General features: G+C 60.9%; 22 protein-coding genes. 7 read left to right on the forward strand and 15 right to left on the reverse strand.

The genetic code is table 11. The features are described 5' to 3' along the window. The first annotated feature begins 144 nt into the window (after positions 1–144). Positions 145–1,374, forward strand: a complete 1,230-nt coding sequence (locus ACM6IO_RS07100; protein ID WP_008027633.1) for a nucleoside recognition domain-containing protein — start codon at positions 145–147, stop codon at positions 1,372–1,374. Positions 1,375–1,492: 118 nt separating this feature from the next. On the opposite strand, the gene ACM6IO_RS07105 is transcribed toward ACM6IO_RS07100, so the two are convergent. The 9 genes from ACM6IO_RS07105 to ACM6IO_RS07145 all read right to left on the reverse strand — a co-directional run bounded on the left by ACM6IO_RS07105 (position 1,493) and on the right by ACM6IO_RS07145 (position 11,984). Continuing rightward, the gene (locus ACM6IO_RS07105; RefSeq protein ID WP_008027631.1) at positions 1,493–2,119 is read right to left on the reverse strand and encodes an ABC-type transport auxiliary lipoprotein family protein; all 627 of its coding nucleotides are present in this window, start codon (positions 2,117–2,119) and stop codon (positions 1,493–1,495) included. Continuing rightward, positions 2,116–3,054, reverse strand: coding sequence for an MlaD family protein (locus tag ACM6IO_RS07110; RefSeq protein ID WP_192228125.1), 939 nt, complete (start codon positions 3,052–3,054; stop codon positions 2,116–2,118). Before ACM6IO_RS07110 ends, ACM6IO_RS07105 begins: the two co-directional genes overlap by 4 nt. A gap of 1 nt (position 3,055) precedes the next feature. Beyond that, on the reverse strand, positions 3,056–3,859 hold the full coding sequence (locus ACM6IO_RS07115) for an ABC transporter ATP-binding protein (RefSeq protein ID WP_008044731.1): 804 nt from the start codon (positions 3,857–3,859) through the stop codon (positions 3,056–3,058). Beyond that, the gene (locus ACM6IO_RS07120) at positions 3,856–5,004 is read right to left on the reverse strand and encodes an ABC transporter permease (protein WP_032828683.1); all 1,149 of its coding nucleotides are present in this window, start codon (positions 5,002–5,004) and stop codon (positions 3,856–3,858) included. The genes ACM6IO_RS07115 and ACM6IO_RS07120 overlap by 4 nt, the downstream gene beginning before the upstream one ends. A gap of 54 nt (positions 5,005–5,058) precedes the next feature. Beyond that, positions 5,059–6,087 (reverse strand): DUF5924 family protein, encoded by a 1,029-nt coding sequence (locus ACM6IO_RS07125; protein ID WP_192228126.1) that lies wholly within the window; start codon positions 6,085–6,087, stop codon positions 5,059–5,061. A gap of 207 nt (positions 6,088–6,294) precedes the next feature. Then, positions 6,295–7,671 carry a M16 family metallopeptidase gene (locus tag ACM6IO_RS07130; protein WP_414911219.1) on the reverse strand — a complete coding sequence of 459 codons (1,377 nt, stop codon included), beginning with the start codon at positions 7,669–7,671 and terminating at the stop codon, positions 6,295–6,297. A 181-nt stretch (positions 7,672–7,852) separates the two neighbouring features. After that, positions 7,853–9,511, reverse strand: a complete 1,659-nt coding sequence (locus ACM6IO_RS07135) for a Na/Pi cotransporter family protein (RefSeq protein ID WP_008044735.1) — start codon at positions 9,509–9,511, stop codon at positions 7,853–7,855. 312 nt (positions 9,512–9,823) lie between these two features. Beyond that, entirely contained in the window at positions 9,824–10,591 is a 768-nt protein-coding gene (locus ACM6IO_RS07140) for a TerC family protein (protein ID WP_192228129.1), read from the reverse strand. A gap of 85 nt (positions 10,592–10,676) precedes the next feature. Then, a complete protein-coding gene (locus ACM6IO_RS07145) occupies positions 10,677–11,984 on the reverse strand; it encodes a CitMHS family transporter (RefSeq protein WP_008027613.1) in 1,308 nt (435 codons plus the stop codon). Positions 11,985–12,392: 408 nt separating this feature from the next. Between ACM6IO_RS07145 and ACM6IO_RS07150 the strand changes: the two genes are divergently transcribed. Beyond that, positions 12,393–12,794 (forward strand): GFA family protein, encoded by a 402-nt coding sequence (locus tag ACM6IO_RS07150; protein ID WP_192228130.1) that lies wholly within the window; start codon positions 12,393–12,395, stop codon positions 12,792–12,794. On the opposite strand, the gene ACM6IO_RS07155 is transcribed toward ACM6IO_RS07150, so the two are convergent. Next, positions 12,795–13,121 carry a DOPA 4,5-dioxygenase family protein gene (locus ACM6IO_RS07155; RefSeq protein ID WP_192228131.1) on the reverse strand — a complete coding sequence of 109 codons (327 nt, stop codon included), beginning with the start codon at positions 13,119–13,121 and terminating at the stop codon, positions 12,795–12,797. 81 nt (positions 13,122–13,202) lie between these two features. Between ACM6IO_RS07155 and ACM6IO_RS07160 the strand changes: the two genes are divergently transcribed. Then, positions 13,203–13,865: an NAD(P)-dependent oxidoreductase gene (locus ACM6IO_RS07160; protein WP_008044034.1), complete on the forward strand. Its 663-nt coding sequence runs from the start codon at positions 13,203–13,205 to the stop codon at positions 13,863–13,865. 37 nt (positions 13,866–13,902) lie between these two features. Here the strand turns inward: ACM6IO_RS07160 and ACM6IO_RS07165 are convergent, their stop codons facing one another. Then, on the reverse strand, positions 13,903–14,853 hold the full coding sequence (locus ACM6IO_RS07165; RefSeq protein WP_008027604.1) for a choline sulfate utilization transcriptional regulator: 951 nt from the start codon (positions 14,851–14,853) through the stop codon (positions 13,903–13,905). 114 nt (positions 14,854–14,967) lie between these two features. On the opposite strand from ACM6IO_RS07165, the gene betC reads away from it, so the two are divergent. The 3 genes from betC to ACM6IO_RS07180 all read left to right on the forward strand — a co-directional run bounded on the left by betC (position 14,968) and on the right by ACM6IO_RS07180 (position 19,146). Then, positions 14,968–16,482: a choline-sulfatase gene (gene betC, locus ACM6IO_RS07170; RefSeq protein WP_414911220.1), complete on the forward strand. Its 1,515-nt coding sequence runs from the start codon at positions 14,968–14,970 to the stop codon at positions 16,480–16,482. 16 nt (positions 16,483–16,498) lie between these two features. Next, entirely contained in the window at positions 16,499–17,419 is a 921-nt protein-coding gene (gene choX / locus ACM6IO_RS07175) for a choline ABC transporter substrate-binding protein (RefSeq protein WP_207285006.1), read from the forward strand. Between the two features lie 158 nt (positions 17,420–17,577). Continuing rightward, the gene (locus ACM6IO_RS07180; RefSeq protein ID WP_414911221.1) at positions 17,578–19,146 is read left to right on the forward strand and encodes a SulP family inorganic anion transporter; all 1,569 of its coding nucleotides are present in this window, start codon (positions 17,578–17,580) and stop codon (positions 19,144–19,146) included. A 133-nt stretch (positions 19,147–19,279) separates the two neighbouring features. On the opposite strand, the gene aroE is transcribed toward ACM6IO_RS07180, so the two are convergent. Together aroE and hemF are read right to left on the reverse strand one after the other, a co-directional pair. Beyond that, a complete protein-coding gene (gene aroE, locus ACM6IO_RS07185) occupies positions 19,280–20,101 on the reverse strand; it encodes a shikimate dehydrogenase (RefSeq protein WP_223450113.1) in 822 nt (273 codons plus the stop codon). A gap of 9 nt (positions 20,102–20,110) precedes the next feature. After that, entirely contained in the window at positions 20,111–21,025 is a 915-nt protein-coding gene (hemF, locus tag ACM6IO_RS07190) for an oxygen-dependent coproporphyrinogen oxidase (protein WP_414911222.1), read from the reverse strand. Between the two features lie 180 nt (positions 21,026–21,205). On the opposite strand from hemF, the gene ACM6IO_RS07195 reads away from it, so the two are divergent. Further along, positions 21,206–22,183: an NADPH:quinone reductase gene (locus ACM6IO_RS07195; RefSeq protein WP_414911223.1), complete on the forward strand. Its 978-nt coding sequence runs from the start codon at positions 21,206–21,208 to the stop codon at positions 22,181–22,183. 103 nt (positions 22,184–22,286) lie between these two features. Here ACM6IO_RS07195 and ACM6IO_RS07200 read toward each other — a convergent pair whose 3' ends face one another. Next, positions 22,287–22,844, reverse strand: a complete 558-nt coding sequence (locus ACM6IO_RS07200; RefSeq protein WP_192228136.1) for an L-threonylcarbamoyladenylate synthase — start codon at positions 22,842–22,844, stop codon at positions 22,287–22,289. 54 nt (positions 22,845–22,898) lie between these two features. Continuing rightward, on the reverse strand, positions 22,899–23,999 hold the full coding sequence (gene dprA, locus ACM6IO_RS07205; RefSeq protein WP_008027588.1) for a DNA-processing protein DprA: 1,101 nt from the start codon (positions 23,997–23,999) through the stop codon (positions 22,899–22,901). Between the last annotated feature and the right edge of the window lie 49 nt (positions 24,000–24,048).

Genomic DNA, 24,048 nt, shown 5'->3' on the forward strand with positions numbered 1-24,048 from the left:
TATCAGACATACCGCGTTATCGTTCATCGCCAGCAAGCCGGCTCCTACAAAGATGTGGCGCTTATATGAACCCCGGAGAAATCCGGGGTTTGTCGTTTCTGGCTACCCCGCTATCATTCGCCGCATTCTTCGGGGGATTTACTGATGCTCAATGGCCTTTGGCTTGGCTTCTTCATTGTGGCGGCCGTGTCGGCGCTGGCGCAGTGGCTGATCGGCGGGAATGCCGGGATCTTCGCGGCGATGGTGGAAAGCATTTTCGCCATGGCCAAGTTGTCGGTCGAGGTCATGGTCCTGCTGTTCGGCACCCTCACCCTCTGGCTCGGTTTTCTGCGGATCGCCGAAAAAGCCGGGATCGTCGAGTGGCTGGCCAGAGCGCTGGGCCCGCTGTTCCTGCGCCTGATGCCAGAAGTGCCGGCCGGTCACCCCGCCATCGGCCTGATCACCCTGAACTTCGCCGCCAACGGCCTGGGCCTGGACAACGCCGCCACGCCAATCGGCCTTAAAGCCATGAAGGCGCTGCAAGAGCTCAACCCCAGCGACACCATTGCCAGCAACGCGCAAATCCTGTTCCTGGTGCTCAACGCCTCCTCCCTGACCCTGTTGCCGGTGACGATCTTCATGTACCGCGCGCAGCAAGGCGCGCCGGATCCGACGCTGGTGTTCCTGCCGATCCTGCTGGCCACCAGTTGCTCGACCATCGTCGGTTTCCTGGCTGTAGCCTTCATGCAACGCCTTCGCGTCTGGGACCCGGTGGTGCTGGCCTATATGATTCCCGGTGCCCTGATCCTTGGTAGTTTCATGGCGTTGCTGGCAACGCTCTCGGCCACCGCGCTAGCCAGTTTGTCGTCGATCCTCGGCAATCTGACGCTCTTCGGGATAATCATGCTGTTCCTGGTGATCGGCGCGCTGCGCAAAGTGAAGGTCTACGAGGCCTTCGTGGAAGGTGCGAAAGAAGGCTTCGACGTGGCGAAGAATCTGCTGCCGTATCTGGTAGCGATGCTCTGTGCCGTCGGTGTACTACGGGCGTCCGGGGCGCTGGATTTCGGCCTCGACGGGATTCGGCACCTGGTGGAATGGGCCGGTTGGGACACGCGTTTCGTCGACGCGCTGCCGACAGCAATGGTCAAACCGTTCTCCGGCAGCGCCGCGCGGGCGATGCTGATCGAAACCATGAAGACGTCCGGGGTAGACAGCTTCCCTGCCTTGGTAGCGGCGACGATTCAGGGCAGTACCGAGACGACGTTCTATGTGCTGGCCGTGTACTTCGGTGCGGTGGGGATTCAGCGGGCACGGCATGCGGTGGGGTGTGCGTTGCTGGCAGAGCTGGCCGGGGTGCTCGGCGCCATTGGCGTCTGCTACTGGTTCTTCGGCTAACCACAAACCCTGTGGGAGCGGGCTTGCTCGCGAAGGCGTCCTGTCAGTCAACATCAATACTGAATGACATACTGCTTTCGCGAGCAAGCCCGCTCCCACATTAGGTCCGTGCAAGGCTTCACGGTCGCGGTGGCGGCGCGACTTTCTGTCCTTGCTCAACCGCCCAATCCACCACCTGCGCCGTCAGCTGATCGCTCGCCAGACCAAACCCGGCCACCACCGCCGGCACCTTCACATCGCTCAGCGGCTGACGCACTTCGAAGCGCCGGCTGGCGAGAATGCGCTGGTCGTAACCACGCACCAGCAACGCATCCAGACGCACAACGACACTCGCCGCGGTGCCTTGGTATTCAGTCTGGAACGCTTGCAAACTCCCGCCCAACTCCAGATCCGCCTGGAAATTGCTGTCATCGGTGCTCAACAACGGCACCCGTCCATCGCGCTGGAAACCATCGAGCAGACGATTGCGCAGCAGCACCGGCGCCGGATCGCTCCAGCGTGAAGCCTTGTAGCTGCTGATCAGGTCGCCTTGCGGTATCACGGCGATTTGCGGACTGTTCAACGCCTCGCTGGCCTGCGGTTTGGTGAGGCGCAGTGACCAGCGTTGCGCCGTGCCATAACTGCCCGAAACGCTGCCCTGGACCGAGGGCAACCGATAGACGTCGGACGGTTCGGACTTGGGCAGGATCGAGCAGGCGCTGGTCAGCGTAAAAACGCCGAGGAGGGCGATGTGAGTCAGCTTCATGGCGTGAACTCCTTGTTCTTGTCATTGCCCAGCAAGTAACCGCTCGGGTTGGCTTCCAGGCGCTGGGAGATGGCGCGCAACGAGGTCAGGGTGTCGCGCAACTCACGTACAGCCGGGGCCAGGCCATTGAGGCCTTGCATGCCGCTGTTGAGCGAATCCTGGTTGTTGGTGAGCAATTTGTTGATGGTTGCGCTGCTTTGTTCCAGCGACTTCATGGCTTGCTCGGCGCTGCCGAACATCTGCGTGCCCTGATCGGTGAGCAGGCCGTTGGCGTTGCGCATCAGGGCGGCGGTCTGTTCCAGCGTCGCCGTCGCTTGTTTACCGATGGCAGAGAGTTGCTGCATCGCCTGACGGATGTCACCGCGCTGATCGGCGATGGTGCCGGTGGTTTGTTCCAGGTGTTCGAGGGTCTTGCTGATGCGCTCGACGTTTTCCGACGAAAACATCTGATTGGCGTTGTGCATCAACACGTTCACGCCGGCCATCAAGTCGTTGCTGTCGTTGAGCAAACGGGCGATGGGCGAGGGCGAGGCCACAATCGTCGGCAAGTTGCCGTCGTGGCCCTTGAGCGTCGGGCTCTGCGGCGTGCCGCCACTGAGCTGGATGATCGAGGTGCCGGTGATCCCAGTCAGCGCCAGTTTGGCCTGGGTGTCTTCCTTGATCGGCGTGTCGCCGCCGAGGCGAATCCGCGCCAGCACGCGACGCGGGTCTTTCGGGTCCAGGCGCAAACTCACCACATCGCCGACCTTGATCCCGCTGTACTGCACGGCGCTGCCCTTGGACAGGCCGCTGACCGCCTCGTTGAAGACGATCTCGTAATCCTTGAACTCGGTGTCGACACTGGACTTGGCCAGCCACAGGCCGAAGAGCAGGGCGCTTGCCACCACAATCACAGTGAACAGGCCGATCAATATGTGATGGGCTCGGGTTTCCATGTCAGACCTCGTTAAGCTGTTGAGCGGCTGACAGCGCCGCGCGGCCGCGAGGGCCATGGAAGTATTCGTGAATCCACGCGTCGTCGGTTTCCGACACCTTGTCGATGGCGTCCGCCACCAGCACTTTCTTCTGCGCCAGCACCGCCACGCGGTCGGTGATGGTGTAGAGCGTGTCGAGGTCGTGGGTCACCAGAAACACACTCAGCCCCAACGCGTCGCGCAGGGTCAGGATCAATTGATCGAAGGCTGCCGCGCCAATCGGATCGAGGCCGGCGGTGGGCTCGTCGAGGAACAGGATGTCCGGGTCCAGCGCCAGCGCCCGGGCCAGTGCCGCGCGCTTGATCATGCCGCCGGACAGCGAAGCGGGGTACTTGTCCGCTGCCGACAGCGGCAACCCGGCCAACGCCAGTTTCACCGCCGCCAGGTGTTCGGCATCGTTGCGGCTCAGCCCGGCGTGTTCGATCAGGGGCAGGGCGACGTTCTCGGTCACTGTCAGCGAAGAGAACAGCGCGCCTTTCTGAAACAGCACACCGAAGCGCCGTTCGACCATCGAGCGCTCGTGCTCGGACAGGGTCGGCAGGTTTTTACCAAACACTTTCACCACACCTTCGCTGGGCTGGCGCAGGCCGACAATGCTGCGCAACAGCACCGACTTGCCACTGCCGGAACCGCCGACCACCGCGAGGATTTCACCCTTGTACAAATCCAGGTCGAGGTTCTCGTGCACGCTCTGACGACCGAAGCGATTGCATAGCCCACGGACCTCAATCACCGCCTCGGAGGGCGCTCGGGGTAGACGACTCACCAGCCCATCTCCATGAAAAACAGCGCGGCCACGGCGTCGAGCACGATCACCACGAAGATCGACTGCACCACGCTCGACGTGGTGTGCGCCCCGACGGACTCGGCGCTGCCGCTGACCTTGAAGCCTTCAAGGCAACCAATGGCGGCGATCAGGAAGGCAAAGATCGGCGCTTTGACGATGCCGACCAGAAAGTGCTGAACGCCGATGTCGGTTTGCAGCAACGACAAGAACATCGCCGGCGAGATATCCAGCGCCACGGCGCAGACCACGCCACCGCCGACAATCCCAGAGAGCATCGCCACAAAGGTCAGCATCGGCAGCGCCACCAGCAGCGCCAGCACGCGTGGCACCACCAGCAACTCCATCGGGTCGAGACCCAAGGTGCGGATGGCGTCGATTTCTTCGTTGGCCTTCATCGAGCCGATTTGCGCGGTAAACGCACTGGCGGTGCGCCCGGCCATCAGGATTGCGGTCAGCAACACGCCGAATTCACGCAGGAAGGAGAACGCCACCAGGTCCACGGTGAAGATGCTCGCACCGAAACTCGCCAGCACCGTTGCGCCGAGAAACGCCACCACGGCGCCTACCAGGAAGGTCAGCAGGGCAACGATGGGGGCAGCGTCGAGGCCGGTCTGTTCGATGTGCGCGACCATAGGCGTGATGCGCCAGCGCTTCGGGCGGAACAGCCCACGGGCGATGGTTTCGAGAATCAGACCGACGAAGCCCAGCAGTTGCAGGGTGTCTTGCCAGACGGCATCCACTGCGCGGCCGATACGGGTCAGCAACTGAATGCCGACGCTGATTTCCGCTTCCTTGATCGGTACGCAGAAGTCGGTCATCGAGCAATAAACGGTCTGCAACAACGCACGATCGGCGACAGACAAGGTGCAATCAGGATGTTCAGCGGATTTGCCGAGACGGTCCGAACCGAGCAATTCCACCAACAGCGATGCGCCGGCGGTGTCGAGCGCGCCGAGGCCATTGAGGTCAATGTGGGTTTTGTCGTCGTATTGGCCGCGAAGCTTTTCGCTCAGGTCCTTGAGTTCGGCGTAATGGGCAAGCGTCCAGTCACCCGTCACCCGCAACTGAGCGGGGGAGTGAGCGGCGTCCAGTTGGGCATTGCCGGCCATTGTGCTGCTGGTCATAAGCTCCGTGCTTGTTCGGCTGTTACGCAGAGCTACGTAATAGCACGAACCGCATTACTTTTCTTTGGTCGGTGTGCTGTCCGTGATCGTGAAGCGCAACACGCCGATCAACTGGCCGTCCTCGGTCAGCACCCGAACCTGCCACTTGCCCGCCGGGTTACCGGGGAAGTTCTGCTTGTGGGTCCAGGCGCGATAGCCTTCCTTGCGCCCGCCGTGGATGTCCAGGGCGATGCGGTCGACCTCTTTGCCGTTGAACTGCCACACATGGTAAATGCGCTCGTCGAGACCGCGCGGGGCGTTGATCGCGGTGTAGGCGTACAGGCCATCGCCACGGATCTGCTCGGCACTGACTTCTTCCAGACTCTTGCCCGGCGTGCGGTCCTGCATCTGGGTGCTGATTGCCACATCGGTCATCCACAGCGTGGCTGGCGGCACCCACGAGCGCAACACCCAACCCACGCCGCCGATGCCGACGGTGATGCTCAGGATTGCCAGCGCATTTCGCACGGTGCGAATAGGGAAGATCGACGCCAGGCTCGGGAACGACAGCACGACGGCGGTGCCCAGCGCCAGTTTGAAACTCTGGGAGGTGGTCAGGTGCAGGATGACGGGCAGGGCGGTCAGCAGCGCGGCAAACAGCGTCAGCGTATGCAATGCCAGGAACGCCCAGCGCCGGGGCGCCAGCCACTTGTAGTAAAGCGGATCAGTGATGGAAATCAGCGCGGCGATGCCCAGCAGCCCGGTGAAGAACAACTGGCCGCTGTTCCAGGTGGTGGTGATGAAAAAGAACGGCAGGACGAAAAACAGGCTTTCCTGGTGAATCATCTGCGTCGCATAACGCAGCAACGGCTGGGGAATTTCCCGTTTGAAGATTCGGGTGAAGAGCTTGGTGAGGCTGTTTTCCAGCATCAGCCAGATCCAGCTCAACACCATGATGATGGTGATCCACGTCGCCAGGCCTTGCTGACGATCCACCAGCATGAAGCTGCCGACCCCGGAAATGAAACCACCGAGCGCAATGACCCCGGGATAGCGCTTCATCAGTTCGAGGATGCGCTGTACGAACAAGGTCAGGGTAGGCATTCGGCGGTTCACAATAGTCGTAGGAAAAAACCCCGACAGGGTACCGCCCGGGGGGCGGTGTGGCGAGGGTGAAGTAGCGTTCGCTGGCCTACGCAAAACTGTAGGAGCCGGCTTGCTGGCGATGGACTCAAAGGCACCGCGTTTATTCAGAAAATACGCGTTATCGTTGACGACCATCGCCGGCAAGCCGGCTCCTACAGTGATTTGTTACCGTCGACGATGGATGCGCCAGGCCAACAGGCACAGCACCATCAAAGCGAACACCCCGGCAATTGCCCACAGCACCTGGTCATAACTCATCAACGGTTTCTCGATCCGCAGATAACCCGGCTGCAAGAGCAATTCACGCATGGCCTTGTTGGCTTTTTCCAGCGTAACCCCCTGGAGCTCCTTGGCCGGGTCGGCGAAGCGGCCGTCTTCGTAGTCACTCAACGCGCTCCAGTAGTAATCGGCCAACGCGCTGTTGCCTTGCACGGCCCAGGCCTGGCGCGCGATGGCAGCCTGCTTGAGGCGGTTGAAGGTGGCGGCGTCCAGGCCGTCCTTGAGCAACCCAGCCTTCAACTCATCCAGCACCTGTTCCGCCGCTGTCACATCGTCGCGCTCAAGGTCGGCGTTGAGGCTCATGAAACCCACGCCGCCAAACACTTCGCGCTCGGCGGAGGGGCCGTAGGACAGACCATGGGCGAGGCGCATCTGGCGATAGAGCGCCCAGTCCAGATAATCCTTGAGCAGGTCGAAGGTTTCGTCGTGCTGATCCGCCAGCACGGGCTCCGGCACCAACCAGTGCAACTTGGCACCCGCGCCGACAATACCGTGGCTCAGCGTGCGTTCATGGGCTGCGCTGGCGTTGATCTCCGGCAGCGGCGGGTGATCGGTAGGGTCAACCGCATCAAGCTCGCCCCAGGCCCGCTCCAGATAACCCGGCAGCAAGCGATCGAGGTCGCCGACCACGATCAGAGTCATGTTGTTGGGCGCGTACCAGGCCTTGCGTACCTTCTCCAGTTGTTCGCGTGTCAGGTAATCGACCTCGGCCCGCTCCGGGCATTTAAGGCCCAGTTCCACGGCCAGTTGATTGCTCGCGGTGTGGCCCAGGTCCTGACGATCCAGCCACCGTTGCAGGTGCGAGTAATGGCCGCCGTCTTCGCGCTCGACCACTTTCTTGGCAGCGTTGATCGCGTTGTCGTCGATTCGGGTCTGGGTCAACAGCGCCAACAGCAAGTCGAGGACCTTGCGCTGGTTTTTCGCCGGGGCTTCGATGACGAACGTGGTGTCGGCGTTGCTGGTGTAGGCGTTCCACTCGCCGCCCAGCGCCTGCATGCGCTCTTCCAGACCACCTTCACCGGTGGCGTCGATGCCACTGAACAGCAAGTGTTCGAGCAGGTGCGGCAGCTCCTTGTCGGCGCAGTTGAAATCATCGATGCCGACGCCGACCACCAGGCGAATCGCCACATGCCCGCGCTCGGTGCCGGGCTTGAGCAGCAATTGCAGGCCGTTGGGCAGCGTATAGCCCTCGACCTGGAAGCGGTCCAGGGCAAACGAGGGGAATGAACCGAGCAACAGGCAGGCGAACAACAAACAACGCATAGCGAGTTTCCATACGGCTGGTTTGGAGATCCGTGTCGTCAGTCAGGGCCTCTTCGCGAGCAAGTCGAACCGTCGCACCGCCGCTCCCACAGAGGAATGCATTTCAAATGTGGGAGCGGGCTTGCTCGCGAATGGCCATCAAGCTGAATACATATAACTGACTGACCACACTGCCAGACGTTCAAGGCGAATGTGTGATGTCAGCCAAATCATCTACAGCGAGCGCACCGGTGTCAGACGTTTCCAGCACCACGTAAGCACTGCTGCAAAACAGAGAATTCAGACGCTTCATGTCGGCGATCAGCTCCAGGTGCAGCGAGCTGGTCTCGATACTCTGCACAATCTTACGTTGCAACCGGCTGACGTGAGCATGGGCCAGGCGGCGTTCCTGTGCACGGAAGCGACGCTTCTCCCGCAGCAACTGGCGGGCACTTTCCTTGTCGGCGCTGAGGAACACCGACAACCCCAGGCGCAAATTGGAAATCAGCTGGCTGTGCAGCCCCGCCAATTCGTCCAGGCCGACCTCGGAAAAAGACCGGCGCTGCGAGGTTTTCTGTTGCTGCACCTTGCGCAACATGCGCTCGATCAGGTCGCTGGCGAGTTTGAGGTTGATCGCCAGTTCAATGATTTCCGCCCAACGCCGACTATCCTGCTCGCTGAGGTCTTCACGGGGCATTTGCGCCAGATAGAGCTTGATCGAGTTGTAGAGCGCATCCACATCATCGGTCAGGCGACGCATTTCCTGGGTGACGGCAGTTTGCTTGCCGCGCAGCACGTCGAGCATGGCTTCGAGCATGCTGTCGATCAGATCGCCGATGCGCAGGGTTTCCCGGACAGCGTTGGCCAGCGCCAGGCTGGGGGTGACCAGCGCCGTCGGATCAAGGTGCCGCGGTTTGGCCGTGCCGTTGATTTCCGGGCGTTCCGGCAAGAGCCATGCGCACAGCCTGGCCATTATCCCGACCGTCGGCAGCAAGATCAGGCAGCGAGCCGTGTTGTAGAGCAGGTGGAAGCCGATGACCATTTCCTGGGGGCTGAAGTCGAGGCTGTCGATCCAGTGCACCAACGGGTCGAGCACCGGAATGATCAGCAACAGGCCGATCAGCTTGTACAGCAGGCTCCCGAGCGCCACCTGACGGCCCGCGGCGTTCTGCATGCTGGTGCTCATGAACGCCAGAATGCCGCTGCCGATGTTCGCGCCGATCACCAGGCCGATGGCCACCGGCAAGCTGATCACGCTGGCGCCGGCCAGGGTCGCGGTCAGCAGGACGGCGGCCAGGCTGGAGTAGGAAACCATCGCGAACAGGGCGCCGACCAAGGCATCGAGCAGGATGTCGCCGGTCAGCGAGGCGAAGATGACCTTGACCCCTTGCGCCTGGGTGATCGGCGCCGCCGCTTCGACGATCAGTTGCAGGGCCAGAATGATCAGGCCCAGACCGATGGCCACCCGGCCCATCTGGCCGAGCCGCGTCTGTTTGCGCGACAGGAAGAAAATCACCCCGAGAAAAATCAGCAGCGGTGACAGCCATGACAAATCGAACGTCAGCACCCGCGCCATCAACGCCGTACCCACGTCGGCGCCGAGCATGGTCGCCAGCGCAGGCATCAGCGCCATCAGGCCCTGGCCGACAAAGGAGGTGACGAGCATGGCGGTGGCGTTGCTGCTCTGGACCATGGCGGTCACGACTATGCCGGCGATGAACGCCAGCCAGCGCTTGGACATGTTCTGGCCGATCACATGACGCAGGTTGGAACCGTAGACCCGCAGGATGCCGGTTCGGACGATGTGCGTGCCCCAGATCAACAAGGCCACGGCAGATAACAAATTGAGCAGGGTGAGCATAAGGGCCCCCTGTGGTGGTAGCGCCCCAAAGGAGCAAGTTGACGGTGCCGCGCGACTTTCTACGTTGTGTACTTAAGCTGTAGTTGGCTAACGGTCTGCGCGCCAGCATCGCATAGCTAAAGAGGTGATTGAAACAAAACTGTCATGAAAACAGCTTGATGCAGACGTGAAAAAGGGGCCCGAAGGCCCCCGATTCATGTAGGAGCGAGCCTGCTCGCGATGGTCGTTAACGAAGACGCTCGCTTACAGGATAAACGCGGCGCCCCTGAGTCCATCGCGAGCAGGCTCGCTCCCACAGGTTTTACGTGTGGCTTACTGCCCAGGAATATCCTTGCGCAGTTTCACCGGATCCTGCTGTTTCTTCTTCTTCGCAATCGCGGTGCGCATCTTGATGTTGATCGCTTCCACCGCCAGCGAGAACGCCATGGCGAAGTAGACGTAGCCTTTTGGCACGTGCACGTCGAAGGATTCGGCAATCAGCACGGTACCGACGATCAACAGGAACGCCAGCGCCAGCATCTTCAGCGACGGGTGCTTGTCGATGAACGAGCTGATGGTGCCGGAAGCCAGCATCATCACCAGCACAGCCACAACGATTGCAGCGACCATGACCGGTACGTGGGAGACCATGCCGACGGCGGTGATCACCGAGTCCAGCGAGAACACGATGTCGATGATCGCGATCTGGATGATGGTGTAGAGGAAGTTGCCGCCTTTGCCGCCCGGCTCTTCATTGGTTTCGTCTTCACCTTCCAGCGCGTGGTACATCTCCTGCGAGCTCTTCCACAGCAGGAACAGACCACCGAAGAACAGGATCAGGTCTCGCCCGGAAATGCCCTGGCCGAACACTTCGAACAAGTCAGCGGTGAGGCGCATGACCCAGGTGATCGACAGCAGCAACAGAATCCGCGTGACCATGGCCAGCGCCAGGCCGAAGATTCGGGTGCGCGCCTGCATGTGCTTGGGCATGCGGCTGACCAGGATCGAAATCATGATGATGTTATCGATACCCAGGACGATTTCCAGGGCGGTCAGGGTAAAGAAGGCAACCCAGATTTCAGGGTTGGTCAGCCATTCCATGTGTATTCCTTTGAGCGAGTGTTAAACCACAAAGGGCCCAGGCTTCAAAAAACGAAGCCTGGACCCCCAGTGGTGAGTCTTGGGCTTATAGAGTGCTGAACAGCGGAAAAATCCCCATCAGCAATGCTGCAACCAGTATGCACATGCACACCAGCACTGCCCATTTCAGGGTAAAGCGCTGATGGTCACCGAAGTCGATACCGGCCAGGGCCACCAACAAATAGGTCGATGGTACCAGCGGGCTCAGCAAGTGGACGGGCTGACCGACGATCGAGGCACGTGCCATTTCAACCGCGGTTATACCGTAATGACTGGCCGCTTCGGCAAGTACTGGTAACACGCCGTAATAAAATGCGTCGTTCGACATGAAGAACGTGAACGGCATGCTCACCAGCGCGGTGATCACGGCCAGGTACGGGCCGAGGAAATCCGGGATGACCGCCAACAGGCTCTTCGACATCGCATCGACCATGCCGGTGCCCGACAGGATACCGGTGAAGATGCCTGCCGCGAAGATCAAACCGACCACTGCCAGCACGCTGCCGGCGTGGGCCGCAACGCGATCCTTCTGCTGTTGCAGGCAAGGGTAGTTGACGATCATGGCAATACTGAACGCCACCATGAACAGCACCGGCAGCGGCAGCAGGCCTGCGATCAGGGTGCACATCAGTGCGAATGTCAGGGCACCGTTGAACCAGATCAGCTTTGGACGACGGGCGTCCGGGAACTGCGAAACGCTGATTTCGCTGTGGTCGATTTCGTCGCCCACCAGGTGCAGCTCACCCAGACGCGCACGTTCACGTTTGCCGTAGAAGTAAGCGATGGCCAGGATGGCCAGGACACCGGCACCCATCGCCGGAATCATCGGTACGAAGATCGCCGACGGGTCCACATGCAACGCACTGGCCGCACGGGCAGTCGGACCGCCCCATGGGGTCATGTTCATCACGCCACCGGCGAGGATGATCAGGCCAGCCATGATCCGCGGGCTCATGCCGATGCGGCTGTAGAGCGGCAGCATGGCGGCCACGCAGATCATATAAGTGGTCGCGCCGTCACCATCGAGGGAGACGACGAGCGCCAGTACGGCGGTGCCGACCGAAACTTTCAACGGGTCGCCCTTGACCAGTTTGAGGATCTTGCGCACGGCCGGGTCGAACAGGCCGGAGTCGATCATCAGGGCGAAGTAGAGGATGGCGAACATCAGCATCACGCCGGTCGGCGCAAGCTTGGTGATGCCTTCGAGCATCATCGGGCCGATCTTCGGCGCAAAACCGCCGAACAGGGCGAAGACGATTGGAATGATGATCAGGGCGATCAGCGCAGACAGGCGCTTGGTCATGATCAGGAACATGAACGTGATGACCATGGCGAAGCCAAGGAAAGTCAGCATGGGAATACTCCAGGCGTAGCGCGGCTAGGGAATGGGCGAACCGGGTGGGTCAGCGCAGAACGGGAAGCACGAGGCGTACGGGCGGAGTTGCGGCGAAGCGGCGGGTATCAAAGGACATCAGGGTCACCATTGTTGTTGTTAAATGGGCTGTGCGAGCGATAAAACACTGGCATTGGCCGACCGGTCTGTTGCCGGTAGTGGGGGCGATCCTAATCGGGGAAGCTTTCACCCAGCTTTCGCTGATGAAAGCATTGACCGGATGTGCGACCGGTCGTCGGACGGGGGCAGGGAGTCAGACCGTGTTGAGGCCTTCGCGAGCAAGCCCGCTCCCACATTGAAATGCGTACCCACTGTGGGAGCGGGCTTGCTCGCGATGGCGTCGGAACATACGCAACAGGAGGAAATGTGATGAACGAACTTCACACAGGCGGCTGCCACTGCGGACAACTGCGCTATCAATTCAGCGGACCTTTGAGAGACATCGCCCACTGTCACTGCTCAATTTGCCGACGAGTCAGCGGCGGGATCGTGACCACCTGGATCACCGTGCCCGCATCGACCTTTGAATGGCTGAAAGGCACACCGGCGCAGTACGCCTCGTCATCCAGTTGCGTACGATATTTCTGCCCGAACTGTGGGGCGCAACTCGCGCTGGTGACACACCTCAGTCCCGAGAGCATCGACCTGACCATCGCCACCCTCGATCATCCCGAGCAGGCTCCGGCCGAGCGGCACATCTGGACCGACAGCCGTCTGCCCTGGCTGCACCTGGACGAACACCTGCCGGGCGAAGCCGAAGAAACACTCTGATCAAAAAATAGACAGGTCCAGTGGCCGGATCGCCCCCATCCAGATGGCATGTTCGGTGTGGTCGAGCAGATCGTCGCCGGTGTCCGGGTGCAGGAACACCACCAAACCCTTGCGGTTGAGCGCCAGCCACGGCAACACGTCGCCGATGAGTTCCGGCCCGAATGCCAGTTGGCAACTCCAGTCCGGGTGCGGGCCGACCGGACGTTCGTGCACCCGACCCATTTTCAGCGGGAACAGCTGTGCCGCCCGCTCACACAAGGTTCGCGCCTGGTCGATGGTGCTGGCGTCGAAATACACGTGGGCGTGGTAACCCTTGATCTGTTGCATCTGAAACCCTCTGAATCCCTGTCGAACCCTCACCGTCTCCCACAGGTCAAATGCTATACACCCAGGAAACGGAGCCCAGCCATGAAAAATGCCGAAACCCCGGTGGTAAAAGTGGTGCTTTATGGTGCCATGAGTAGCCTGGGCAGTGCGCTGATGGCTGAGATGCTGCGGCGGCAACACGAAGTGATCGCCATCCTCGATGACTTGACGGCACTCGCGCCACGTCCGGGTTTGCGCACCAAGACGGGCGACCTGTTTGAGGCCGAGCGCGTCAAACAAAGCGTCGCGGGCTGTTCGGCCGTCATCTGTCTATTAGACGCACCAGGCTTGCCGTTCAACAGCGAACACGTTGAAAAAACCATTGTTCCGGGCCCGGTCGAACAGGTGCTCGCGGTCGATGCGCTGATAGCCGGCATGCAGGCTGCCGGCATTGCCCGACTGTTTCTGGTGGGGGATTTCGAGGTGTTGGACGATCCGGAGATTGAGGATCAACTGCAACGCCACGCCGCCGAAGAAATCCGCGAATCCCTGCAAAGCAGTAAGTTGCACTGGACGCTGGTGAATGCACCGCGTGGCATCCCGGGGCTGACGATCGAGCATTTCAGCCACGCCAGCAGCAGCCTGGAACCGGGGCTGGCCGAACCGCTGGATCGCTTGAAACGTGTCGCGATAGGGATCGCCGATGAATTGCACTTCAATCTTCACGTGGGCGAACACGTGAATTTCGTGGCGACTTCAGAGTAGTGAACGCTCGGGCCGCGCCCGGACGACCTTCTTGCTTTCACACCGCAATCGAAGGCAAAGGCAGGCCATTCAGCGATTGCGCACTGCTGGCCTGCTCGGCCATCAACCAATCCACAAACTGTTGAATCAACACCCCACGCCGTTTGCGTTGGGGCAGGACCACGTAATAGCCCTGCCGGGACATCACCGTTTCAGCAATTGGCCGACACAACAAACCTTGCGCCAGCAAGTTATCCACAAGGTGCCGCCAGCCAATCGCCACGCCCTGGCCGCCAATCGCCGCTTGAATCAACAGCGTGTAATTGTCGAATCGCAACTGCCCGGGCGCCGGCGCCGAAGTAATCCCCAATTCGCGGAACACGCCACTCCAGTCGAACCAGTTGCTGCTGTTTTCGCCACGCAGGTGCAGCAGCGGAAATTCCAGTAGCCCCTGGGGCGGCAAGGGCAGGGGACGGTCCTTCAATAGCAGCGGACTGCACACCGGGAACACTTCTTCGCTGAACAGCCAATGGCTTTCACCCTGTTTAAAACGCCCGTCACCAAACAGCACGGCAACATCGATATCGGTGCGCAGCATATTGAGGCTGCGTTCGCTGGTGACCAGGCTAACGTCCACGTGAGGATTGGCCGCGTGAAAGCGATGCAACCGGGGCATCAGCCAGTAAGCGGCAAAGGCAAAATCGGTGGCGACCTGCAACACTTCATGCTGTTGCTGTGCACTGATCGCACTTAATCCTGCGTCGATATTCTGCAAACCGAGCTGAACCTGCTCGAAAAGAATAGCCCCGGCCTCGGTCAATTCGATCCCGCGATAAATGCGATCGAACAGCCGTGTGGCGAGTTGATCTTCCAGCCGCTTGATCTGCTGACTGATGGCCGGTTGCGTGGTGCCGAGCTCTACCGCAGCGGCGGTGAAGCTGTGATGGCGGGCGGCTGCTTCGAAGGCGCGGAGCAGATCCAGAGACAAATCACCGAGGGCGTCATACATAAGCTGTGCTTATCCTAGTCATTGCCTGGCATGGGCTTTACCACAAATCACATGGACTCCATGCTCGATTGCAGCACTCTCGCATAAATATTCACTATGGAATGCCGCGATCACATGAAGCGCAAGAATATTCTTTTCATCATGGCCGATCAGATGGCCGCGCCAATGTTGCCGTTCTACGGCCCTTCGCCGATCAAATTGCCCAATCTCAGCCGCCTCGCCGCCGAAGGCGTGGTGTTCGACGCCGCTTATTGCAACAGCCCACTCTGCGCGCCGTCGCGTTTTACTCTGGTCAGCGGTCAGTTGCCGAGCAAAATCGGCGCCTACGACAACGCGGCCGATTTTCCTGCCGACGTGCCCACCTACGCCCACTACCTGCGGCGCCTCGGCTATCGCACCGCGCTGTCCGGGAAAATGCACTTTTGCGGCCCGGACCAACTGCACGGTTACGAAGAACGCCTGACCAGCGACATTTACCCGGCCGACTACGGTTGGGCAGTGAACTGGGACGAACCGGACGTGCGTCCGACCTGGTATCACAACATGTCGTCGGTACTGCAGGCCGGGCCTTGCGTGCGTACCAATCAGCTGGATTTCGATGAAGAGGTGGTGTTCAAGGCCCAGCAATACCTGTTCGACCACATTCGTGAGGATGGCGACCAGCCGTTCTGCCTGACCGTGTCGATGACTCACCCACACGACCCGTACACCATTCCCAAGGCTTTCTGGGATCTTTACGACGACGCCGACATCCCATTGCCCGAAACCCCGGCACAAACCGAGCTCGATCCGCACGCCCAGCGTTTGCTCAAGGTCTACGACCTGTGGGACAAGCCGCTGCCTGTGGATAAGATCCGCGATGCACGCCGGGCTTATTTCGGTGCTTGCAGTTATATCGACAGCAACGTCGGCAAACTTCTGCAAACGCTCGAAGAAACAGGGCTGATTAACGACACGATCATCGTATTCTCCGGCGACCACGGCGACATGCTCGGCGAGCGCGGCCTCTGGTACAAAATGCATTGGTACGAAATGGCCGCGCGCGTGCCGATGTTGATCAGTTCACCCGGCCAGTTTGGCGCCGGACGGGTCAGCGCAGCGGTTTCCACCGCCGACCTGCTGCCGACGTTTGTCGAGTTGGCCGGCGGCGCTCTGGAACCGGGCTTGCCGCTGGATGGCCGTTCGCTGGTTCCGCACCTGCAAGGGCAGGGCGGTCATGACGAAGTCTTCGGCGAATACATGGCCGAAGGCACCATCAGTCCGCTGATGATGATTCGCCGCGGTGCCTATAAATTCATCTACAGCGAAGACGATCCGTGCCTGCTCTTCGACGTACACAACGACCCGCGTGAACAGGAAGAACTCAGCCAGTCGCCGCAACATCGGCTCCTGTTCGAGGAATTTCTCGCCGAAGCACGGGCCAAATGGAACATCCCGGCGATACACCAACAGGTGCTCGCGAGCCAGCGTCGTCGGCGTTTCGTCGCCGAGGCACTGACCATCGGCAAGCTGAAGAGCTGGGATCACCAGCCACTGGTGGACGCCAGTCAGCAGTACATGCGCAACCACATCGACCTCGACGATCTGGAGCGTAAAGCACGTTATCCACAACCCTGCCAAAACCAATAATGTTAAGGGGAAGTCCATGCAAAAGTTATCCACAGTACTGACGGTCGGACTGCTGGCTCTGGGCAGTGCGTCGGCGTATGCCGATCAGAGCTGCGAGACGGTGAAAATGGCCGACCCTGGCTGGAGCGACATCGCCGCAACCAACGCCATCACCGGGTTTCTGCTGGACGGCATGGGCTACAAGCCCAAAGTCGACACCCTCGCGGTGCCGATTACCTTTGGCGGGTTGAAGGATGGCCAGGTCGACGTGTTTCTCGGCAACTGGATGCCGGCGCAGCAGGGTTTCTATGACAAGTTCGTCGCCACCGGCGACGTCACGCAACTGGCGAAGAACCTTGATGGCACCGAGTTCACCCTGGCTGTGCCGGATTACGTGTGGGACGCGGGTGTGCATAACTTTGCCGACCTGAACAAATTCGCCGACAAGTTCGACAAGAAGATCTACGGCATCGGCTCCGGCGCCCCGGCGAACATCTCGCTGCAAGAAATCATCAAGAAGAACGACTTCGACATGGGCCAGTGGAAACTGGTCGAGTCCAGCGAACAGGCGATGCTGGCCGAAGTGTCTCGTGCGGTGAAGAAACAGAAATTCGTGACCTTCCTCGGCTGGACGCCGCACCCGATGAACGTGCAGCTGAAAATGCATTATCTGAAGGGCGGCGAGAAATACTTCGGCGACACCGGCAGCGTCCATACCCTGACCCGCAAGGGCTACGCCGAGGCCTGCCCGAATGTGGGCAAGTTGCTGACCAACCTGAGTTTCACCCAGGAGATGGAAAACAGCATCATGGCGGATGTGGTGAACAAGAAGGTCAGCAATGCGGATGCGGCCAAGGCGTGGATCAAGGCCAATCCGGCGGTGCTGGACAAATGGCTGGAAGGCGTGAAGACCGCGGACGGCAAGGATGCGTTGCCGGCGGTAAAAGCCAAGCTCTAACCCCTCGGGCCTGGATGCCGATCTGTAGGAGCCGGCTTGCTGGCGATTCAACGATAACGCGGTGTACCTGATACACCGCGGTGCCATTATCGCCAGCAAGCCGGCTCCTACAGGTCTGTGCTGATACCCTTGCGCAAAATTTTCAACCGAGAGGACCCATGGCCTTCCCCAGCCGCCATTCACTCTTCCCCTTCCTCACGTGGTTGCCCCGGCAGACCCGCGCCAGCGTCGGCCGTGACCTGATCGTCGGTCTCAGCGGCGCCATTCTCGCGTTGCCGCAATCCATTGCCTACGCGCTGATCGCCGGTCTCCCACCGGAATACGGCTTGTACGCCGCCATCATCCCGGTGCTGATCGCCTGCCTCTGGGGTTCATCGTGGCATTTGATCTGTGGGCCTACGGCAGCGATCTCCATCGTCCTGTTCGCCAGTGTCAGTCCTCTGGCCGTCCCTGCGTCCAAGGACTACATCACGCTGATCCTGCTTCTGACGCTGCTCGCCGGCATTTTCCAGTGGCTACTGGGTTTGCTGCGGTTCGGCGCGCTGGTGAATTTTGTCTCGCACTCGGTGGTATTGGGCTTCACCCTCGGCGCCGCCGTGGTGATTGCCATCGGTCAAATGCCCAACCTGCTGGGGCTGGACTTGCCCAGCCAGGCCACCGCTCTGGACAGCTTATTGATGCTGCTGCAGCACCTCGATGCGGTGGATAAACCCTCGCTCGTGCTGGGGCTGGCAACAGTCGTCGTCGGCATAATCCTGAAAGGGTTGCTGCCTCGCTGGCCGACGCTGCTGATCACCCTGATCCTCGCCGGGCTGCTGGTTTGGCTGTGGCCATCGATGTTCGGCCACGTGAACCTGGTGAGCGCGTTTGTCGGGCGGTTGCCGCCCTTCAGACCGTTGCCACTGGATCTGGACATGATTTTGCGATTGCTGCCCAGCGCAGTAGCGGTGGGGATGCTCGGGCTGGTGACAAGCCTGTCGATTGCCCGTTCCTTGTCGGCGCGCTCGCAGCAATTGCTCGATGCCAATCAGGAGGTCCGCGCGCAGGGTTTATCGAACATGGTCGGTGCGTTTTTTTCCGGTTCGCTGTCAGCCGGTTCCTTCACCCGTTCCGGCCTCAGCTACGAAGCGGGTGCCTGTTCGCCAATGGCGGGGGTGTTTTCCGCGTTGTGGGTGGCGCTGTTTGCGATCTTCGGCGCCAACCTGATTGCGCATATTCCGATTCCGGCCATGGCCGGCAGCATCCTGTTGATCGCCTGGGGGTTGGTCGATCATCGCGGCATTCGCGCGTTGTTAAGGGTCAGCCGCGCCGAGTTCATGGTGATGGCGCTGACCTGTGTCGCCACGCTGCTGCTGGAATTGCAGACAGCGATCTACGCCGGCGTGCTCGCGTCGTTGTTTTTCTACCTCAAGCGCACCTCGCAACCACGGGTGCAGCATTGGCGCGACGGCGATGAAGACATTCTGCGGGTCGGCGGTTCGATCTTTTTCGGCGCCAGCCATTACCTGCAAGTGCGCCTGCAACGCATGCACGGGGCGCGGGTGGTGATCGAGGCGCAGCAGATCAACTTCATCGACTATTCGGGGGTGGAAATGCTGCACCAGGAAGCGCGGCGACTACGCAAGCAGGACCGTAGCCTGACCTTGCGCGGGGCGCGGCCACCGGTGGTGGAGGAGTTGCGAAAGCTGGAAGGTGCGGAGAAATGCCCGATTCATTTCGAGGATTGAAGCACACCCATCTCCGGACAATAACCGCGATCACGGCATACCAACCGACTGTAGGAGCCGGCTTGCTGGCGATTCAACGATAACGCGGTTTGCCTGATACACCGCGGCGCGCCCATCGCCAGCAAGCCGGCTCCTACAAGGCCAATTGGCGGCGCAGTTCGGCCAGCACCGGCGCGGTGTCCGGGCGTACGCCGCGCCACAGCAAGAAGGCTTCTGCCGCTTGTTCGGCGAGCATCCCCAAACCATCCATCGACACGGCAGCGCCATGCGCCGTAGCCCAACGGCAGAACGAGGTCGGTTCCTTGCCGTACATCATGTCGTAGCAAACCGTCTTGCCCGGCTCGATCAGACTGCCCGCAATCGGCGGTACATCGCCCGACAAACTGGCCGATGTCGCGTTGATGATCAGGTCCACCGATTCCCGCAACCAGTCGAAACCACTGGCCGACACCGGCCCCAGATCCGCGAACAATTCCGCCAGCAGCTCGGCTTTTTCCACCGTGCGGTTGGCGATGATCACCGAGGCGGGTTGCTCGGCCAGCAGTGGCTCCAGCGCACCGCGCACTGCGCCGCCGGCGCCGAGCAGCAGGATGCGTTTGCCCTTGAGGCTGAAACCGGCGTTGACCGTCAGGTCCCGCACCAGCCCGGCACCATCGGTGTTGTCGCCCAGCAGCGTGCCATCGGCGAGCTTGCTCAGGGTGTTCACCGCGCCAGCCCGCTGCGCTCGCGCCGTCAAACTGTCGGCCAGACGGAACGCCTCTTCCTTGAACGGCACCGTCACGTTCGCCCCGCGACCTTCCAGGAAAAACTCCCGGGCAAAGTCGGAAAAATCGTCGAGCGGTGCCAGCGAAGTGCTGTAGTCCAGTTGCTGAGCAGTCTGTTCGGCGAACAGACGATGGATCAACGGCGACTTGCTGTGGCCGATCGGGTTACCGAAAACGACGTAACGATCCATCAGAAATCCTCAGGCCTGGGCCAGCCAGTCGCGGTCTTGCAGGAAGTACTCGGTCAGGCGTGCTTCTTCGCTGCCGGGCTCGGCTTTCCAGTCATAACTCCAGCGAACTTGCGGCGGCAACGACATGAGGATCGACTCGGTACGCCCACCCGATTGCAGGCCGAAGAGCGTGCCACGGTCGTAAACCAGGTTGAACTCGACGTATCGGCCACGGCGGAACTCCTGGAATTCGCGCTGTTTTGCAGTGAACGCATCATTTTTGCGGCGTTGCACGATCGGCAGGTAGGCGTCGATGTAAGCGTCACCGATGGCACGCATGAAAGCGAAGCTGGTGTCGAAATCCCACTCGTTCAAATCATCGAAGAACAGGCCGCCGATGCCGCGCGGTTCGTGGCGATGCTTGATGTGGAAATAGCTGTCGCACCAGGCTTTGTAACGTGGATAGACATCCGGACCGAACGGCGCGCAGGCCTGCTCGGCGACGCGGTGCCAGTGCACGCAGTCATCGATGTTGCCGTAATAAGGGGTCAGGTCGAATCCGCCGCCGAACCACCAGACCGGTTCTTCGCCTTCTTTTTCGGCGATGAAAAAGCGCACGTTGGCGTGGGAAGTCGGCACATGTGGATTGTGCGGGTGAATCACCAGCGACACGCCCAGGGCTTCAAAGCCACGGCCGGCCAGTTCCGGTCGATGGGCGCTGGCGGACGGTGGGAGACCGCTGCCAAACACGTGGGAAAAGTTGACGCCGCCCTTTTCGATGACCGCGCCGTTCTCGATCACGCGGGTACGACCGCCACCGCCGGCAGGCCGGGTCCAGGCGTCTTCGACGAATTGCGTGCCGCCGTCTTCGGCTTCCAGGGCAGCGCAAATGCGGTCTTGCAGGTCGAGCAGGTAGGCTTTTACGGCCTCGGTGCGGGTCGTCATGTCTTCACCTTGAATCGGGCAAAACTACGCGGCGCTCCATGGGAGCGGGGGCCGGCGCAAATGGGCGCGTAGCATAACATTGCAGATGGACTCGCCACAGTTGACGGGGATCAAGCTTGGGAGTTCGATAGGGCGCTTGGCACTACACCTCTAGTAGCTGAAGACCTAAGGAGAGTTCTGATGGCAAAGCGTATCCAGTTCCGCGCCCATGGCGGCCCCGAAGTGCTCGAGTATGTGGATTACCAACCGGCCGAGCCCGGCCCGCAGCAAGTGCGCGTGACCAACAAGGCCATCGGCCTGAACTTCATCGACACCTATTTCCGCAGCGGCCTCTATGCGCCGCCCGCCTTGCCGTCGGGCGTGGGTTCGGAAGGTGCAGGCGTGGTCGAGGCGGTGGGCAGCGAAGTCACCCGCTTCAAGGTCGGTGATCGCGTGGCGTACGGCAGCGGCCCGTTGGGCGCCTACAGCGAAGTTCACGTATTGCCGGAAGCCAATCTGGTGCACCTGCCGGACGCGATCAGCTTTGAACAGGCCGCCGGGGTAATGCTCAAGGGCCTCACCGTGCAGTACCTGTTGCGTCAGACCTATGAACTCAAGGGTGGCGAAACCATTCTGTTTCACGCCGCTGCCGGGGGTGTCGGTTCACTGGCCTGCCAATGGGCGAAGGCGCTGGGCGTGAAGTTGATCGGCACGGTCAGCTCGCCGGAGAAAGCCGCGTTGGCAAAGGCCAATGGTGCGTGGGCGACCATCGACTACAGCCACGAAAACGTCGCACAACGCGTACTGGAATTGACCGACGGCAAAAAAGTCCCGGTGGTGTACGACGGTGTCGGCAAAGACACCTGGCTGACTTCGCTGGATAGCACAGCGCCTCGGGGCCTGGTGGTGAGTTTTGGCAACGCTTCGGGCGCGGTGGACGGGGTAAACCTGGGGATTTTGTCGGCGAAGGGATCGTTGTACGTGACCCGGCCAACACTGGCGACTTATGCCAACAACGCTGAAAACCTGCAGCGGATGGCGGATGAGTTGTTTGAGATGATCATCAGCGGGAAGCTGAATGTGGAGATCAGCCAGAAGTATTCACTGGCTGACGCGGCGAAGGCGCAGACCGAGTTGTCGGCACGGCGGACAACAGGTTCGACTGTTCTTTTGCCTTGAGGGCCTCTTCGCGGGCAAGTCGGATCGCCGCCCGCTCGCTCCTACAGTTTGTATGCGATCCCTGTAGGAGCGAGGCTTGCCCGCGAAGAACGATGACGCGGTCTCAACCCGGGCGAATGACGTTCCCGGTCGCCAGATCGCGAATCACGCTCGGATTCTTGCGCCCACCGAGGTTGCCGCCAAGAATCAAATCAAGCTGCCCGCGGAAATACTGCTCCACGCGAATCCGCGTCCGCGCCGCCGGCCGGCCCTGCGGGTTGGCCGAGGTCGACACCAACGGCCCGACCAATGCGCACAAATCCCGCACCAACGGGTGATTGCTGACCCGCAACGCCACCGTTTCGTGCACGCCGGTAATCCACTGCGGCAACTGATTCCGATGCGGCACCAGCCAGGTATTCGGCCCCGGCCAAGTGCTGGCCATGCGGTCCATCCACAGCTCAGGGAAGTCTTCGAACAGGAAGTCGAACTGGCGGATGTTGTCGGCAACCAGAATCAGGCCCTTGTCCACCGACCGGCCCTTTAGCATCAGCAGACGTTCGACCGCTTCTTCGTCCCACGGGTCGCAACCCAGGCCCCAGACCGCCTCGGTTGGATAGGCAATCACCGCCCCTGCGCGAATGGCTTGCGCGGCTTGTTGCACACGCCAACTGTTGACCATGAAAAACTCTCCGGAATAAGGCTCTGCGCAGTTTACCGATGTTCCTTATAAAACCTAGCTCACCCGCGCAAACCAGCGCCCGCTTTCGCAGACCGCCCGGCCGTCCATTTCCAGTTCCGTCAACGCCGCCAGCACTTTGGGCAACGCCCAGCCGCTGGAGACGGACAACGCTTCACTGGTGTGCGGCGCCGCGTGCAGCAGCATCAACAGCGGATGTGCCACCGACGGTGCCTGCATGGCTAACGGCAACTGCTGCCAGCCGCGCAATGCTTCGAGGATATGTTCGATGGTTTCCACCAGCATCGCACCGTCGCGAATCAGCTGATGACACCCCTTGGCGCCGGGATGATGGATCGATCCCGGAATCGCATACACCTCACGACCTTGTTCCGCCGCCAGCCTCGCGGTGATCAAGGAACCGCTGGCGACACTGGCCTCGACCACCAGCACGCCGAGGGACAAACCACTGATGATTCGATTGCGTCGCGGGAAGTTGCTGGCCGTAGGCCCGGCGTCCAGCGGGAACTCGGAAAGCACCGCGCTGCCCGACGCAATCATGGCATCGGCAAGCCTGCGGTTGCGCTGTGGATAAAACTTTTCAAGTCCCGTGCCAAGTACGCCGACCGTTTGCCCGCCCACGTCCAGAGCGGCTTGATGCGCGGCGGCATCAATCCCCAGCGCCAGACCGCTGGTGATGACAAAACCGGCGCCAGCCAGACTGCGCGAAAACGCGGCGGCCGTGTCCATCCCCGGACGGGAAGCGCGACGACTGCCGACCATCGCCAATTGCGGTTTTTCCAGTATGCCCGGATCGCCCGCGACGAATAGCAGTGGCGGCGCGTCGCTGATTTCCGCCAGCAATGCCGGGTAGTCAGGCTGGTCCCACATCAGTAAATGCTGGCCGGGACGGTCTAGCCAGGCCAATGCGTGGCTGGCGCCGTCCCGGACATCATCGGCCCGGCGAGCCTCGGCGCAAGCAAACGGCAAGCCCAGCGAACGCCAGGCACTGGCCGGCGCGCTGATGGCTTTGGACGCCGAGCCGAAGGCTTCGAGCAGTTTCCTGAAACGCGCAGGACCGAGCTCCGGCAAACGATGCAGACGTAAACGGGCTTCCAGTTCCGCAGGGGAAACCGGTGTAACAGCAGGCAGCGACATGGATCATCCTTGATCGTTATGAGCCCCGTTCAAACGGGAATAAGCTGTG

Origin of the sequence: Pseudomonas sp. IT-P44, from assembly GCF_949768225.1 — a bacterium.
GTDB lineage: Bacteria > Pseudomonadota > Gammaproteobacteria > Pseudomonadales > Pseudomonadaceae > Aquipseudomonas > Aquipseudomonas migulae.